The organism is Dyadobacter sp. SG02 (assembly GCF_900109045.1).
Taxonomy (GTDB): Bacteria; Bacteroidota; Bacteroidia; order Cytophagales; family Spirosomataceae; genus Dyadobacter.
In genome coordinates this window covers 533,791-550,327 of record NZ_FNYL01000005.1, presented here as the reverse complement: position 1 = coordinate 550,327, position 16,537 = coordinate 533,791, and the positions used below count along the sequence as shown (strand labels likewise).

Sequence of the window (16,537 nt, the reverse complement as noted above, 5' to 3'; positions counted from 1 at the left end):
ATAAAACACAACCCGGCAATGCTCCCAAAACTGATTGCAATTTGCGCGCTATTCACGTTGCTGTCGATCCAGATGGTTTCAGCCCAAAAACAGAAAGGTACCGATAACATCTACGCCCGGCAGAACCTCATTGCCTGGTGTATTGTCCCCTTCGATTCCAAAGAACGCAACCCGGAACAGCGGGCGGAAATGCTCAACAAGCTGGGTTTCACCATGCTCGCATACGACTGGCGCGAAAAGCACATCCCCGAATTCGATGCCGAGCTGGAAGCATTGAAAAAGCATCACATCCAATTGCAGGCATTCTGGCTCTATTCCGGCCCGAACCCGGAAAATGATAAAAACCTGCCCATTATCCTCGATCTGCTCAAAAGGCACAAGGTCAAAACAGAGATCTGGTGCATGATCGGCGGGATTAAAGACATGGACAAAATGACCCAGCAGCAGAAGGTGGAGGCAGTTGCGAAACCCGTCGCCTACATTGCCGACAAAGCCGCTGAAATAGGTTGTACGGTAGGACTTTATAATCACGGAGGCTGGTATGGCATGCCGGAAAACCAGCTGGAAGTCATGGATTATCTCAAAAGACCGAATATCGGGATCGTCTACAACCTGCACCATGCCGAAGAGGACATCGAGCGCTTTCCCCAGTTTTTCCCGAAAATCCTGCCGCATTTAATGGCCGTCAATCTGATGGGACTTAAAAAGGGCAATCCCGTAAAAGTAGTACCCATCGGCGACGGCGACGCGGAGGCCGAAATGATCCGCATCATCCGCGACAGCAGCTACCGCGGCCCGATCGGCATCATCAACGAAGAAACCGCGCCGGACGCGGAGGTAGGGCTGACGATGAATGTGGATGGGTTGAAGAGGATATTGAAGCAGCAGGGGGACATGGGGGCTTTGACGACTTATTAAACAGCGCTGCAAGCGCTGATGCAAATCTCTCGATTTGTACACACTATTCGCAGGCCTCCGGTCGGTCTTTACCGCGAGGGCGTATTTCTGTAAAGACCGGCCGGAGGCCTGCGAATAAGGTGCTCGAAGGTGGGCCTTCGAGCCATTGCTCAATCACCTCGCCCGATTCTGCTCGATTTCTCCCGTCGATTTACTGTTAAACGTAACCTTCCCGGCTCGCCCGAACCGGTACGTTGCGCTGATGCCGAAGAATGCCGTCGAGTAGGTGCGATGATAATAAATATCCGTCGCCCCGACGCTGTATTTGCCGTGGACGTGGCTCTGATGAAAAATGTCGTTCGCCGTCAGCCTGATTTTCAATGCATTTTTCAGGAAGTCCTTTTCGACACCCAACGTTACCGTCGACCGACTGAAATCATTGTAAAGCCCCTGTGACCTTGCGCTGAGGTACCAGGCCGTTAGCTGGATTTTGAACAAGTGATTTACATCAAAGGTATTGTTGGTATAAGCGTAAAGTTGCGGTTTCGGTTTGAGAATTTCAAAGCCGTATTCATTGTCGATGAGGTTATTGCGGCTCACGGTAAGGGTGTTGGTCGAGCTCCACCAGGCGACGTGGAATGTGGCGGAAGCCGTAATGAAAAGAGAATGCTCTTTGGCGAGATTGATGCCTTTGAGAATGTAGCTGTTGGGCGAGTCGCCGCGCAATGCGGCGCCGCTGATCTTGTCCTTCGTGTACGTGTAACCCGCGCGGACGTCGAGTTGCTTGTATTGCAGGCCGGTTTCGAAAGTGTGGATCTTCTCGGGCTGCATGTTCGGATTGCCTTCGATGGTCGTGAACGGGTCCTGGTAAATCACGAACGGATTGAGTGCCTGGTAGCGCGGCCGTGTGATCTTCGAAACATAGGAAATGCGGCTTTGGAGGCCGTTAGTGAAGTTTTTACTTACAAACAGGTTAGGAAATACATTGAAATAGCGGTCGCCGATAATCTGCCCGCCACGTGCGGTGGTATTGAGTGTGTAGCTCGTGTATTCGCCCCGCACACCCGCACCGAAATGCATATTGCCCTTTGTGTTTCCCTGAAAATTGAGATAGGCGGCGGGTACCTTCTCGCGGTACCGGAAATTGCTGCTCAGGGCAGGGTCGGGTACAAAAGGGCCGTCTTCCGCGGAAACCAGGAAATCAGTACCGGAGCCATTGTCCGCAAAGCTGAATTTCGCACCGGTTTCGAGTTTGCTGCCGTTGCCGAATGCCCTGGTGTAATCGAGCTGGGTGCTGGAAATGTTGATGCGGACCAGCACGTCGTTGAGCAGGCTGCGGGCGGCTGTACTGTCGCCCGAGAGGCTGTTTTCGGCAATGCGGTCGTGCTGGTCGGTTTGAAAGCGCGCGTATTGTGTCCCGATGAACAATGCGGAGCCCAGCGTATCCAAGGCCTGTTGGAAATTAAGGGTGACGGCGTGGTTCCAGCGTTCCTCGTCCTTCGCGACGCGGCTTTGGTAAAAACGGGTTCCCGAAGCGTCGGTAAGAGCATTGCTGCTGTTCTGGTTGCCTCCCAGGCTGTATAAATTCCCTTTGTAACTTAATGATAGATAGCTGTTTGTATTCAGATTCAGCTGTGCCCCCGCACCGAAATTGGAATAGTTACGCATTTTGCGCTGCCAGTCGGTGGTGAGGTCGGAATGCAGGTATTCGGTGGGTGAGGGGCGTGTGCGTGTGGTATGCAGCACTTCACGGCTGTTGCCGGTTTGGAGGGCGTAATTGGCTTGTAGAGACAGCCTGTTGCGCATGTACTGGGCGTCGGCGAGGGTATTGAGTTCGCTGCCGGCAAATCGGGTATAGGCATATTGCTGGGTTACGGAGCCCGTCGTGCCGCCGTCAACGACCGATTTGGTAATGATATTGATCACCGCCTTGCCCTCGGCATCGTACCGCGCCGACGGGTTCGGGATCACTTCCACGCGGGCGATGCGGCTCACGGGAATGGCCGCCATTTGTTCATAGGTAATGGCCTGCCCGTTCAGGAAAATCAATGCCTCGCCGCGTCCCGCGACGCCCGCGCGGCCTTCGGTGAAAATAATGCCGGGAGATCGCCCAAGCAGTTCCGTGGCCGATGTACTACCCGCCAGAATGCTGCCGGTCACCTGGATTTCCGTGGTACCATTGGTGCCTTGCCGCACGAGCGGTGCCTGTCCGCGCACGGTTACGCCTGCGAGCGCCTGCACGTGCTCACGCATGAGAATGGTACCGAGGTCGATTTGCGTGCGGCCGTTACGGGTGATCACCATGAGCGAATCCGCAAGGCCGATGCTGCTGAGCCGCAGGGCCACGGATTCGGGTTGAATGCCGGTGAAGCTGATGCGACCATCTTCGAATGGGGCGCCTTGCAGCAATGCGGAGTCGGGTAGTGCCAGCAGGCGGGCGTACACGGCCACCTGTTGGCGGTTTGCATTGACGGCACTACCCACAACCGAATACCGGTTTTGGGCAATGGCTATTTGGTTAAGTAAAAAAAGGATGGGAAAAAGGATGCCGGAAAGCTTCATGGCTGTAACAATGGATCTGGTTTGGGGCAAAAATCCAATGCTCACCGTTTCCGGAGGTATGCAAAAGGCAAATCAGGAGTACGGATTTATAAATCAATACCGAGGTTGATCTGCAATCGACTGATTGATAGTTTGTTGAAAAGAAGAAGGCGTGGTGCCCTTCACTTTCTTGAATGCCGCAAAAAACGTGGATTTGGCATTGAAACCCACCTCGTAACCGATCGCTTCGAGGGTCAGGTGCTGCTCGGTAGCGATCATTTTGCAGGCTTCGGCGATGCGCCATTCATTGATATACGTAGTGAAATTCTTGCCCAGGCGATCATTCAACAAGGCCGATAGCTGGTGGCCTGACACCTGAATTTCCCGCGAGAGGTCGTGTAGTTTCAGATCGGGATTTTTGTAAACGGCTTTTTCCGTCATCACCTTTTCCAGCTTGTCAAGCCATATTTCCGCGTCACTTTCATTCAGTTTCTTTACAACGGGTTTATCGGGCAAAAGCAGGAACAGTTCGTCGGTTTTCTTTTTGTAGATCACCAGTGTGATCATCAGGTAAAGGATGAGCGAGAAAGCGATGGAACCGCTGATGTACGAAGCGAACGGCGCGTTGATCAGCGAAGAAAAATACAAAAGGAAGATCAGCACATTCCCCAGGAAAATCATGGAAATCCAGGTTTCCGCGGGTTTCATATGATAGGAACGGCGAAACAGTTTCCGCAGCAGATCGCGGATCAGAATGCCGGATGCCAGTAAAAAGCCGAACCATTGCACGTAAATCAGCCTTGCAATCACTTTATTCCACAAAACAGGGTATTCGGCATAGGGTACGACGATACCCACACCGAGCGTAAGTGCGGCCAGGCCAACCAACGTCCAGGTCCAGGCTTTGGGCGTTTTTTCGAGCGGTGTCACCGCCGAGCGCACGAAATAGTACAAAAACGGTCCGATGAAAAAGCAAGCCGAGAGGCCTATTTGCAGGTAAATTTTAGGCAGCCCTCCATCAAAATACAGACACACCGATTTCGCGATCCTGACGCTCGAAGCCAGCAGTAAACCGGCCAGGAAGTTGTTGGCGAGGTATTTTTTTTGGGTAAAAAACAGCAGAAATATCCCAAGCAGAATGCCGTTGAATGCACCCAGCGCGCTGAAAAAGAAGAGGATTTCTTTGCCTATATCCATAAAACCCAACCGATTGTAGCCCAAATGTAACTGTTTGGAAACCGCTTTTCAAGTTGCATTTACGACTTGTCCGGTTTGATACCACGGATGTTCGGAATCGGACATTCAAGGTGCCTATTTTATTCCTGAAAACCCGGTTTCCAACAACTAAGGGCCAGTTTTTGAAATTTGGCACGGCATTTGCCCGACATTATCGGAATAAATACACGGAGCCATGAAAAGAGCATTTTTGGGAGAACTGGAAGAGGTAGTCCTGCTGACGGTGGCGGTGCTGGCGGAAGAAGCCTACGCCGTGACCGTCGCGCAGGAGCTCGACCGAAAAGCCGGGCGGGCCGTCGGGTTCAGTACCGTGCACACGACCTTGCAACGGCTGGAAGAGAAGGGCTACCTGTCGTCCGAAATGGGCGGGGCTACCGCCGAGCGGGGCGGTCGCCGCAAACGGTTTTTCCGCGTCACCGCGTTTGGTCGCAAGGCTTTGCGCGAAGCGAAAGAGGCCAGGGAGGCATTGTGGAATGCCATGTCGCCGGAAACACTTCAACTAATGGGTATCTGATATGAATTCGAAACCGGATAAGAACCAGGACCCGGCTGATCCCGCCGAACCGCCGCGCTGGGCCGCCCGCTTGCTCGCCCGCTGGTCGCAACCCGATGCCCGCGAAGAATTGCAGGGCGATATGCTCGAAATGTACGCCTACTGGCTGGAAAGCCTGGGCAAACCGGCCGCCGACCGTAAATATGCGCTCGCGGCACTCCGCCTTATGCGCCCGTTCGCCCGCCCGAAGCGCGCAAACGACTATTCAGAAACTTATTCATTCAGTGCAGCCATGATCCAGAATTATTTCAAAATCGCATTTCGTAACCTGCTCAAAAGCAAAACGTTTTCCGCCATTAATGTCCTCGGGCTTGCGCTCGGCATGGCTTGCAGCCTCATGATCATGCTCTGGATCCGCGACGAACTGGCCGTGGATGCATTTCACGCGAACAAGGACCAGCTTTACCGGATTTACATGCGCGAGCATTTCAGCGGAAAGGTACAGGGCGTGATCTGGACACCCGGGCCGCTGGCCGAAGAGTTGAAAAAGTCGGTGCCGGAAATCGAGATGAGCACGCCGTATTCCTGGACCAACCAGCAGACCTTTTCCGTCGGAAGCAAAATCCATAAGCAGGCGACGAACTGGGCGAGCGCGGATTTCTTTAAAATGTTCAGTTATAAGCTGTTGCAAGGCACTGCCGAAGGAGCATTGCGCGACCGGGGCAATATCGCCATTTCGCGCACGATGGCCAATGCGTTTTTTGGAAGCCCGGAGGCGGCCATCGGAAAGGCAATCCGCTACGATAACCGCAAGGAGATGACCGTTTCGGCGGTTTTCGAGAATATCGGGGCCAATAGCTCCCTCCAATTCGACTGCCTCATGACCTGGGACGCCTATATCGACGACAACAGCTGGGCCACGCATTGGAGCAATACCGATCCGCTGACTTTCTTCAAACTGCGAAAAGACGCCGATCCCGCCAAAGTGGAAGCGAAAATGCTCCACCTCCTCGACAAGACCAACCGCGATGGCAGCAAGCCTTATAAAACGCAGCTCGCCATGCAGCCGTTTCATGAATATTACCTCAACAGCAATATCAAAGACGCCAAAATGGACGGCGGGCGCATAGAATATGTGCGGTTGTTCAGCTTCGTGGCGGTATTTATCCTGCTGATAGCCTGCATCAACTTCATGAACCTCGCCACGGCCCGCTCGTCGCGCCGCGCGAAGGAAGTGGGTGTGCGGAAGGTGGTGGGCGCCATGCGTTCCATGCTTGCGGGGCAGTTTATGGGTGAGGCGCTATTGATCGCGGGCTTATCGGCGATATTGGCCGTGTTGCTGGTGGCATTGCTACTGCCTGCTTTCAACAGCCTCACGAGCAAACAAATGGCATTGCCTTACTCCGAGCCGAAGTTCTGGGGCATCATCGGCGGGCTGCTGGTTGCTACCGGCTTGCTGGCGGGAAGTTACCCGGCATTGTTCCTGTCGTCGCTCAACCCGGTCCGCATTCTCAAAGGTGCATTGAAATTCGATTCGAGCTCCGTGTGGGTGCGGCAGGGATTAGTGGTGTTCCAGTTCGCGTTGTCGGTGATCCTGATCGTGGGAATGATCATCATTTACAGGCAGGTAGGTTTTGTTCAAACCAAAAACCTCGGTTTCGACCGCGAGAACCTTGTGTACTTTCCTATCGAGGGCGAGTTGTTCAACAAATTTGATTTACTGAAAACACAACTGACGCAGATTCCGGGTATCAAACAAGTATCGCACATGACCGCCACGCCGGCATCCAACGGCAACGGCACCGACGGCATTACCTGGCCCGGCAGCAACCCGAATGAGCAGGTAAGGTTCACGCCGGTGGGGGTAGGGTACGATTTTACCAAAACAATGAACCTGAAAATGGCGGATGGCCGCGATTTCTCGAAGGATTATCCAACGGATTCATCGGGCGTGATCCTCAACGAAACAGCTATAAAAGTAATGGGCCTCAAAAATCCGGTCGGCCGGGAGATCAACTGGGGGACCTCGAAGGTCCGCATTGTGGGCGTTTTGAAAGACTTTCACTTCGTATCGCTACACTCGGCTATTCGCCCGCTGATCGCCTACCTGGGTGCCCGCCAGCCGCAAGGGAGTGTGGTGATCCGTATCCAGGCCGGCAAGACGCCCGAAACACTCGCCGCCATCGGGCAGGTATGCAAAAAACTCAATCCCAACGTGCCATTCAGCTATGCATTTACCGACCAGGAGTATGCGCGTCAGTACCAGAGCGAGCAAATTGTAGGCAAACTTGCGGGTTACTTCGCATCGCTGGCGATATTCATTTCCTGCCTTGGATTGTTCGGCCTCGCCGCATTCACCGCCGAGCAACGTACGAAGGAAATCGGCGTCCGCAAAGTGCTGGGTGCTTCGGTAGCCGGTATCGTGGGGCTGCTTTCGAAAGATTTCCTGAAACTCGTCGTCATGGCGATCATCCTGGCCTCGCCGGTAGCCTGGTACATTATGAAGCAATGGCTGCAAGGTTTCGCCTACCAGATCGACATCGAATGGTGGATGTTCGCGCTGGCAGGCGTCATTGCAGTCCTGATCGCCGTTTTCACCATCAGTTTTCAGTCGATTAAGGCTGCGATGGTGAATCCGGTGCGGAGTTTGCGGAGCGAGTAGGCGGCCGCTATTCTACCGCCACCTTTCTAACCAGTACCTTCCCATCCGCAACGATCCGCAGTACGTACGTTCCGGCCGGGAGGCTACCCGGTTGCATTTCAAGTTTGCTGCCGGATAGGGTTGCTGTCGATTTCAATGTGTTTCCGCGTATATCGAGCAAATCGGCTTGGATGTGCTTCGCATCAGGCATTTCAATGCTCAGTTTTTTGCCATTTACCAATGGATTTGGATAAATATTAATATCCTCCGAACCACGGCCGAGCGACAACGCCACTACTTTTGAATAGGAGAAAGAACCATCTTCGTCCACCATTTTCAGGCGATAATACAGGCTGGCTGTTTGCAGGTTCGAGGCATTCAGGTCGGTGAAAGCATATTTTTCTATCGTGCTGCTTTCTCCTTTGGCTGCTACCCGGCCTATCGCGTCGAAGTTACGGGCGTTGGTGCTGCGCTGGATTTCGAAGTAAGCCGAAGCGGTTTCTTCCGAAGTCTCCCAGTTCAGTTGCACGTTATTTTCCTGCTTTTCAGCCTTGAATGCGATCAGCGTTACCGGTAATGCATCCTCGGATTGGCCAGAAATAAAGAACCCGCTGAACCCGGTAACAGGGAATTTTATCTCCCAAAGTTGGAAAACGGGGTTGAAAGTAATGGACGTCGGGGTGATCACTACATATCCGTCGTAGCTCGCCGGGTCGCCATTGGCATTGCCGGCGCCGTGGTATTGCACCACTTTCAGTTTCGATACATCGTCACCATCGATTACCGGCAATACCGCATTTTCAGCGTTGCCGAATTGGGTGTTGTAATGCTGAAAGTCGGCTGGGGCGAAATACAGTGTGATGTTGGCGGTAGCGTTTTCCGCATTGGTTTCCGGCGTGAGGGCATAATGCCTGCGTACGAAGCGCACCGCACCGTGGGAAATAATGTCGGTACCGACTTGTCCGCGCGCCGTAACGATGCCGGATACCGGCTGTGCGCCAGTTGGTACAATGCCGGCCAGCAATGTGCAAGCATCGAAGATGAAGTTCTGTCCTGCGTGCAGGTAACGCGCCACCTGCTCGTCGCTCGCCGATAGCGCAAGCGGGCAGTCGCGCTCGTAGGCGCCTATGTCCACACGTAACGTGCCGATGCGCGCATTGCTGTCGAGGTCGCTACCTGCGTACACAGGCACGAGGTCGTTGAAACCCGCATTGATCACCGGGCTGCCGTCGGCGACGCGGTAGTCGCCGAGTACCGATGGTGCATCAGCAGGATCTTGTGCATTCACAAACAATGGGCTGGTAGCGCCGTCGAGGTTGCCGTCGGTTCCGCCATTTACATCTTGCACCAGGCTGAAACTGACTGACGCTGGGCTGGTTCCGTCGTTGCCAATCCCGGTGCTGTTGCCATAGATAATGGAGTTGCGGACCTGGGGCGTCGAGCTGAACTGGTTGAAAATAGCGCCTCCGTCGGCGGCGGAATTTCCGGCAAATGTTGCATTAATGATCACAGGCGATGCCGACTGATTGCAAATCGCGCCACCAAACAAGGAAGCCTTGTTGCCGGAAAACAACACGCTGGTAATGTCCGGCGACGCCGACTGGTTGAAAATTGCAGCACCCGACTGGCCGCTGTTCCCTTTGAATACCGAATTGATAATCTTCGGTTTAGCACCGGAAGCGTTGTGAATGGCACCGCCGCTGGGGCTCTGGTTGCTTTCGAAGGTAGAGCCGGTGATAACGGGAGAGGCATTGTTGTTGTTATACATCGCTCCTCCATAGACGTTTGCGTCATTCGATTTGAACGAATTATCGCGGAACACCGCCGGTGAAGTGTTGTATACCGCTCCGCCGAGTTCATCCGCGTGGTTATCGGTAAAGGTATTATCCGCGATTTCGGCGGCGGGTTGTAGTGCTGTATAGATGGCCCCGCCGCTGTTAGCCTGATTTAATTCAAAAGTGTTACCCAGAATTTTCGAGGCGCTGGCATAGTTGTAAACTGCGCCTCCGAACGAGCCATTGTTGGAATTGAATGCGCTTCCGGTGATGACGATTGTCCCTGCACTATTATTAACAGCCGCACCCGAAGCCCCGCTGTTGCCGTTGAAAGAATTTCTGGCGGTAGTAAGCTGGGTAAATGAGCTGGCGATCGCCCCGCCGCCGCCGGTGGCTTTGTTATTACTGAAAATACAATCGGAAATGCGGATCTTACCGCCGTTCGCATTATCGAAAACGTTGATGCCGCCACCGTAGTCACGCGAAACGTTCTTGGAATTAACTGTAAAGAAATCGGTACCATTTGCGTTTCCGCCGGTAATGGTAAACCCTTCGACAATCACCGAATCGGCCGCGGCATTGAGGCCGGCGATCACCATGATGTGGTGTGCATTGTCGGTAGCGTCGTTCGATGTACCAATATCCCCGCTCAGAACCGTCGTGTTCGCCGAAATATTGCGTGTGCCGCCACCTGCCGGGTAACCACCCTCGATTTTGAGATTGCCGCGGGTGATCGCAAACGTGGCATCGCGGTTCGTACCAGCCTGGTTGCCGCCGGGATAATAAGTGCCTGCTGCCACGCGAATGGTTGTGATATCAGGACATATTTCCAAAGCCGCGAACGCATCATCCATCGTTTTGAACGCCTGCGACCATTCGGAGCCGTTGCCGGATGCGCTTACGCTTGCATCCACATACCGCACCGGCTCGCTGCAAAGCGATTGGGCCTCGTAAGCACCCATTTCGATGGTGCCGCCCTGCACGCGTGCATTGCCGTACATGTCCTGCGTGATGTACGCGGGGAACCGGCTGTTATCACCCTTGTCGATGACCGGACTGGCCGGGGTGACGCTATAATCGCCCCGGTCGTTGGGCGCGATCACATAAGTGAACGGGCTGACGAAGAGCGGGTCGGTGGCACCGTCGATATTGCCATCCGTCGTACTGCTTTCGCCTTGCACGAGGCTGTGCGACAGGTTGGCCGTCGAACTGCCATCTTTGAAAATACCGGCATTGTTGTTGTAAATAATGGTATTATGAACATTCAATGTGCTGTTGGAAGCGATGTTCACTGCCGCACTCGTCGAATTGTTTCCGGCGATCGTATTGTTGATCAGCGTCACCGTTGCATTCGCGGCGAGGATCGCGCCGCCGTTGTTGGCGAAAATGTCGTTGCCGATCAGTACAGGCGAAGTTTGTTCAATGTAAAATCCCGCACCGATACCGCTGTGACCGAATAGTCTGGACCTACGGATCGCAACTTTATCAGACTGATTGTTCGCAGTCATATAAATACCGGCGCCATTCTGCTGATTGATACTCTGATCGTGAATTGTCAATGGACCAAAGCCGGCGGCATTGCCCCAGATGATATCGAACCCATCCACCACCACGGAATCGGCACCGGCAGGCAAGCCGGCAATGACCATGACGTGACGGCTGTTGTCGTGCGCAAATATGGTTCCGAGTTCACCGCTAAGCGTCGTTTTGTTCGATGCCGGATCTCTCGCCCCGCCGCCGGTCGCATACCCGCCGAGGAGTTTCAGGCCGCCGCGGAAGATCCCGAACGTTGCGTCGATATCTGAACCGTTCTGGTCGCCTGGCGGGTAGTAGGTACCTTGCGCAACGAGGATTTGCGCCACATTCGCACATTCGTCGGCCTTGGTAAGTGCCTCACCGAGTGTTTTGTAGGCGGTTGCCCAGGTAGTTCCGTCGCCCGAAGCGCCCATCGATTGATCCACGTACAAGGTCTGGGCAAAGCAGGTATTCAACTGCTCAAATGCACCCATATCGATAGTCGCATCCTGAATGCGCGGCTGGCCGGCAAGGTCGAGGGTAATGCCTCCCGGGAATACCGCATTATCGCCCGCGTTGATCACCGGGCTTCCCAGAGCCTGTCCGTAATTGCCGTTAACAGCAGGCGCCGATCCAAATGCAACAGCGGCCTGGAACATCGGGTTGGCAGCCCCGTCGATATTGCCGTTAGTACCGCCTGCTTCACCTTGTACCAGGCTATGGGACTGGGTCAGAGAAGAAGTACCGTCTTTGGAAACACCACTGGCATTGCCGGAAATGATCGTGTTTTGGAGGGTTAACACCGAATTGTCGGACAACTTCGCTCCTGCACCTTCGGCAGCATTATTGCCTGCTATGGTATTATTGATTAAAACAGGGGAAGCATTGCTGGTACGGATGGCCCCGCCGCTATTACCTGCGATGAGGTTGCCGGTAAGCACGGGCGCAGATTGTGCTACATACAAACCACCACCCTCGGAAGCATTATTACCCACAATGCGGGATTGGCTCAATCCGATGTTGGAGGCCATATTATTAGCAGAGAGTACCACACCACCGCCGACATTCTGCCCAATGTTTTGTCCATTAAAATAATCGGAACCTGAGCCGTCGGCATTGGCGCCACTGATGGTAAAGCCATCGACCACTACCGAGTCGCCGCCAGCAGGTAATCCGGCAATGGCCAGTATGTGGTAGCTGTTGTCGGCGTTGTTGTTGGCCGTTCCGATATCACCGCTGAGGATCGTCGGATTAGCCGTGACCGATCGGGCACCGCCGCCGGCCGGGAATCCGCCGAGCACCCGGATACCTGGCCGCGCTACGATGAATGCAGCACGACGGTCCGTACTCGACTGGAATCCGGTGGGGTAGTAGGTGCCTTGCGCAACCAGAACCCGTGTCACCGCAGGGCAAACAGCCGCCTGGCCGAGTGCCTCTGAAAGCGTAGAAAAAGGCGTTGCCCAGCTACTGCCGTCGCCCGGGGTAGCGGAACTGCCATCTACAAAAAGGTCGGAACCGGCGGGGCACGACAGTATCGTTTCGTAGACTCCGATATCAGTCCGGTTGCCCTGAATGCGCCGTTTTCCGTCCAGATCGGTATAAATGCCGGGAGGTAGGAGCGTATTGTTGCCGGCGTTGATCGCGGCACTGCCGGGTTTTACATGATAATCCCCCAGCAAAGTAGGCGAGTTTGCGGGGTGCGGGAGTGTCGTAAAGAGTGGGTCGCCGCCGCTGAGATCGTCGATCAGGGAATTTTCGACAAAATTGAAAGAAGCACTTGGAGCCTTCCTGATACCGTTAATGAACGAAGTTCCTGAATTACCTTTGATGATCGAGTTCTTGATTACCGGCGACGCCGTTTCAAAATGAATACCCCCGGCGGACGCGCACTGGTTGGTAGCAAAAGTACAATTGATGATCGAGGGAGAGACCGTTCCCGCGGCATACATGCCCGCACCGTAAACACTGGCCCGGTTGCCAGTGATCAGGCAGTTGATAAAAGCCGATGCCGTGTTGCTGTTGACAAATACCCCGCCGCCGTTGTTGGTGGAGGTATTGGCTTGTACTTTGCAGTTGATGAATTGCGCACCGGTTTGAAGATCGACGGCGACACCGCCACCGAGATCTGCCCTGTTGAGGATAAATACGCAATTCAATACGTTTGGACTGGCATTTTCCGTGTAAAAACCTCCGCCTATCGAGTTTGCCCTGTTATTCTCGAAACGCACATTACGTACCGACACTTTCCCGCCATTGGCATTGGATTTGATTACAATACCTCCGCCACGCTCGCGCGAAACGCCAATACCATTTAAAGTAGCATCGCCCGACGTGTTGGCGTTGCCATCCACGACCACGAAACCGTCGACCACCACGGAATCTGCGCCGGCAGTAAGCCCGGCAATGACTATTACGTGGTAACTGTTGTCGCCATTATTTCCGGATGCGCCTATGTTTCCATGAAGGGTGGTGGGGTTCGCACCAATGTCCCTGACCCCGCCACCGGTGGGATATCCCCCGAAAATCTTCAACCCACCCCGGTAAATGCCGAATGTCGCATTGCGATCGGTGCCGGTTTGTGAGCCTGTGGGATAGTAATTACCCTTTGCAACGTAGATAGTCGTTACTGCGGGACACGCGGCTGCCTCGGCCATTGCGTCGCTCAGCCTCGTATACGGGCGGGCCCAGGAGACGCCTTCGCCCGGGTTCGCAGCGCTTGCGTCTACGTACAGGGTGGTATTTCCGCAAGTAATGGTTTGTTCGTAAGCGCCCAGGTCGATCGTACCGGAAGTAATTCGTGGCTCGCCTGTCACATCCGTGGTGATTAATCCGTTGACGGCGGTGTTGTTTCCGGCATTTACAACCGCACTTCCCGGTATCAGGCGATAATCACCGCCTGTGGTGGGGGCGTCGGCGGCTGGCAGCGGGTTCATAAAAACGGACACAGCCGTCGTACCGTCTAGGTTCCCGTTAGCCGTGCTACTCTCACCCTGGATCAGACTGTAAGTGGCCGTAGTGGTGGATAATGAATGAAAAAGCCCCTGATTATTGCCAAACACAATGGTGTTGATCACTACCTCATTCGAATTGACGGTATTGTAAATGCTGCCGCCATCGTTCGCGGTGTTGCTTGCGATGGTACAGCTGTTGATCGTCGGAGAAGCGCTGTAATTGTAGACGCCGCCGCCGACGTCGGCCTTGTTACCGGTGATCAGGCATCCTGTGATCTTCGGATTACAATTCACATTCAGGATACCGCCGCCATTGCCGGTCATATTATTGCCTCTGAAATAGCTGTTCTTGATATGCGGGGTGGCATACAGGTTGTAAATGCCGCCGCCGTGTTTACCCGAATTTTCGGATGATACGATGTTTTCTATCGTCGGTGTCGCGTTTTCGAGGAATATCCCGGCACCTCCGTAGTCGGCGTGGTTAGCGATGAAATTGCATTGGCGGATCACAAATGCCTCGGGGGCCGTGTTGAGAATGGCGTGCGCATACAACCCGCCGCCATAATCGCGGTGAACATCGATACCGTTGTATTGCGGCGTGCCGGTCGCATTGGCATTTCCTTTTGTAAAAGTAAGTCCTTCAATTACCAGCGGGGCCGCGTCTGCGGCAAGTCCTACGATCACCATGACGTGATAACTGTTGTCCGACATATCGTTGGATGTTCCAATGTCGCCGCTCAGAATGGTAGGGTGGCCCACGGGGTCCTGCGTGCCACCGCCGGTGGGGTATCCACCGCGGATCGACAAACCGCCACGTTGCACCATAAACGCAACTTCCCGGTCGGTGCCCGATGGGTCGGCGGTAGGGTAGTAAGTCCCTTCGGCCAGAAGAATGGCATCGATCGCAGGATCACCGGCTGCTTCGGCCAGTGCTTTGGTGAGCGTTTTGTAGGCTGTATTCCAGCCTGCTCCATCGTTGGAGTCGTCGCCGGCGGCTGCATCCACGTATTTGGTAGAGGCATAACCCTGCACGGCAAGCAACCATACGACGAGAAATAGGAAGTAGCGGGCAGATTTGCCCGGTACGAGGTAGAGTTGTTCCATAAATGGCTTACTGAAAGAATATTTAGGGTTGATAATTATCCTGTTGAGCCTGTGGGGGCCACAAATTTAATTTTCAAACGGCTAGTAAGAGTTGTTGAGCGGGCCAAATATACGCTAGGTACTCCAAATTCAATTAAACGGTCTATTGACTAATGTTTAAATGAGTGGATGGCGGCGGTCGGTACTGCGCCGCACTATACTTTTGGATACCGCGCTGAACGTGTGATAACGGAATCTATACGATGTGCCGGCGGTTGTATTTCTGACGCTGCGGTATAGCCGTCGCGCCAGCACAAAGACGAAAAATAAACAGGAAATGGAAATAGGGATCAGTATGTTCGGGGACCTGGCATTTAACAATGCTACCCGTTCTTTTCAGTCGTCGCAGGAGCGCTTGCAGGATATGTTGGAAGAAATCAGGCTGGCCGACGAGGTTGGGCTGGATGTGTTCGGGATAGGCGAGCACCACCGGCCGGATTTCGCGGTTTCGACACCCGAGATCATTCTCGCGGCAGCGGCTTCGGTGACCAAAAATATTAAACTCACCAGCTCGGTCACGGTATTGAGCTCCGCGGACCCGGTGCGGGTTTACCAGAATTTCTCGACCGTCGATCTTATTTCAGGAGGCCGCGCGGAAATTACGGTCGGCCGGGGCAGCTTCATCGAGTCGTTCCCGCTGTTCGGGTATGATTTGAATGATTACGATGGCTTGTTCTCGGAAAAACTGCAATTGCTGAAAGAGATCAATGAAAAAGACGTCATCACCTGGAAAGGCAAGTTCCGCGCCACGCTCGACCGGCAGGAGGTTTTGCCACGGGCCGTGGACAATAAGCTGGACATCTGGGTGGCGGTAGGTGGTACGCCGCAGTCGGTGGTACGCGCGGCGCGGCTTGGCCTTCCATTGATCATAGCGATCATCGGCGGGATGCCGTCGCAGTTCCAGCCGTTTTTTGAACTATATAAAACCGAATACCTGGAAGCAGGCCATGATCCGGCCAAAATGCAGCTCGCTACGCATTCGCATGGGTTGGTAGGACTGGATGGCAATGCCTTGAACGAGACGTATTTCCCTTCCTACGCCGCGCAAATGGACCGGGTCGGTCGCAGCCGCGGGTGGGCGCCTTATACGCGTGCGCAGTTCGAAGGTGGGCAAAGCCGCAACGGCGCGTTGTTCGTGGGCGAGCCCAATGCGGTGGTGGACAAGATACTTTACCATCAGGAGATGTTCGGCCTTACGCGCTTTCTCATGCATACGGACGTGGGTGCGCCTGCGCATAAGGACCTGATGAAGTCGATAGAACTGCTTGGAACGCACGTTGCACCGGCGGTAAAAAAAGCTCTTGCAGTGAAATAATGACAGTTTTGAAGCGGGTGCCGCAAATGC

7 protein-coding genes are annotated in these 16,537 nt (G+C 54.1%); 4 read left to right on the top strand and 3 right to left on the bottom strand.

The annotated features are described in order from the left end of the window. Positions 1 to 18: 18 nt before the first annotated feature. Complete coding sequence (locus BMW93_RS15150) at positions 19 to 918, top strand: sugar phosphate isomerase/epimerase (protein ID WP_090377534.1); 900 nt, start codon at positions 19 to 21, stop codon at positions 916 to 918. Between the two features lie 153 nt (positions 919 to 1,071). Here the strand turns inward: BMW93_RS15150 and BMW93_RS15145 are convergent, their stop codons facing one another. Next, positions 1,072 to 3,504: an outer membrane beta-barrel family protein gene (locus BMW93_RS15145; protein ID WP_143061658.1), complete on the bottom strand. Its 2,433-nt coding sequence runs from the start codon at positions 3,502 to 3,504 to the stop codon at positions 1,072 to 1,074. A gap of 48 nt (positions 3,505 to 3,552) precedes the next feature. Beyond that, positions 3,553 to 4,635, bottom strand: a complete 1,083-nt coding sequence (locus BMW93_RS15140) for an AraC family transcriptional regulator (RefSeq protein WP_090377731.1) — start codon at positions 4,633 to 4,635, stop codon at positions 3,553 to 3,555. A gap of 214 nt (positions 4,636 to 4,849) precedes the next feature. On the opposite strand from BMW93_RS15140, the gene BMW93_RS15135 reads away from it, so the two are divergent. Both BMW93_RS15135 and BMW93_RS15130 read left to right on the top strand, forming a co-directional pair. Beyond that, entirely contained in the window at positions 4,850 to 5,188 is a 339-nt protein-coding gene (locus BMW93_RS15135; RefSeq protein ID WP_090377527.1) for a helix-turn-helix transcriptional regulator, read from the top strand. Between the two features lies 1 nt (position 5,189). Beyond that, positions 5,190 to 7,829 (top strand): ABC transporter permease, encoded by a 2,640-nt coding sequence (locus tag BMW93_RS15130; RefSeq protein ID WP_218147697.1) that lies wholly within the window; start codon positions 5,190 to 5,192, stop codon positions 7,827 to 7,829. Positions 7,830 to 7,836: 7 nt separating this feature from the next. Here BMW93_RS15130 and BMW93_RS15125 read toward each other — a convergent pair whose 3' ends face one another. Next, positions 7,837 to 15,153 (bottom strand): choice-of-anchor Q domain-containing protein, encoded by a 7,317-nt coding sequence (locus BMW93_RS15125; RefSeq protein WP_090377524.1) that lies wholly within the window; start codon positions 15,151 to 15,153, stop codon positions 7,837 to 7,839. 316 nt (positions 15,154 to 15,469) lie between these two features. Between BMW93_RS15125 and BMW93_RS15120 the strand changes: the two genes are divergently transcribed. Further along, a complete protein-coding gene (locus tag BMW93_RS15120) occupies positions 15,470 to 16,507 on the top strand; it encodes an LLM class flavin-dependent oxidoreductase (protein ID WP_090377521.1) in 1,038 nt (345 codons plus the stop codon). Positions 16,508 to 16,537: the final 30 nt, after the last annotated feature.

Bases quoted from the DNA above. Each gene is read 5' to 3' on its own strand.
- BMW93_RS15125 (WP_090377524.1), bottom strand. From the start codon at position 15,153: ATGGAACAACTCTACCTCGTACCGGGCAAATCTGCCCGCTACTTCCTA.
- BMW93_RS15120 (WP_090377521.1), top strand. From the start codon at position 15,470: ATGGAAATAGGGATCAGTATGTTCGGGGACCTGGCATTTAACAATGCT.
- BMW93_RS15140 (WP_090377731.1), bottom strand. From the start codon at position 4,635: ATGGATATAGGCAAAGAAATCCTCTTCTTTTTCAGCGCGCTGGGTGCA.
- BMW93_RS15135 (WP_090377527.1), top strand. From the start codon at position 4,850: ATGAAAAGAGCATTTTTGGGAGAACTGGAAGAGGTAGTCCTGCTGACG.
- BMW93_RS15130 (WP_218147697.1), top strand. From the start codon at position 5,190: ATGAATTCGAAACCGGATAAGAACCAGGACCCGGCTGATCCCGCCGAA.
- BMW93_RS15150 (WP_090377534.1), top strand. From the start codon at position 19: ATGCTCCCAAAACTGATTGCAATTTGCGCGCTATTCACGTTGCTGTCG.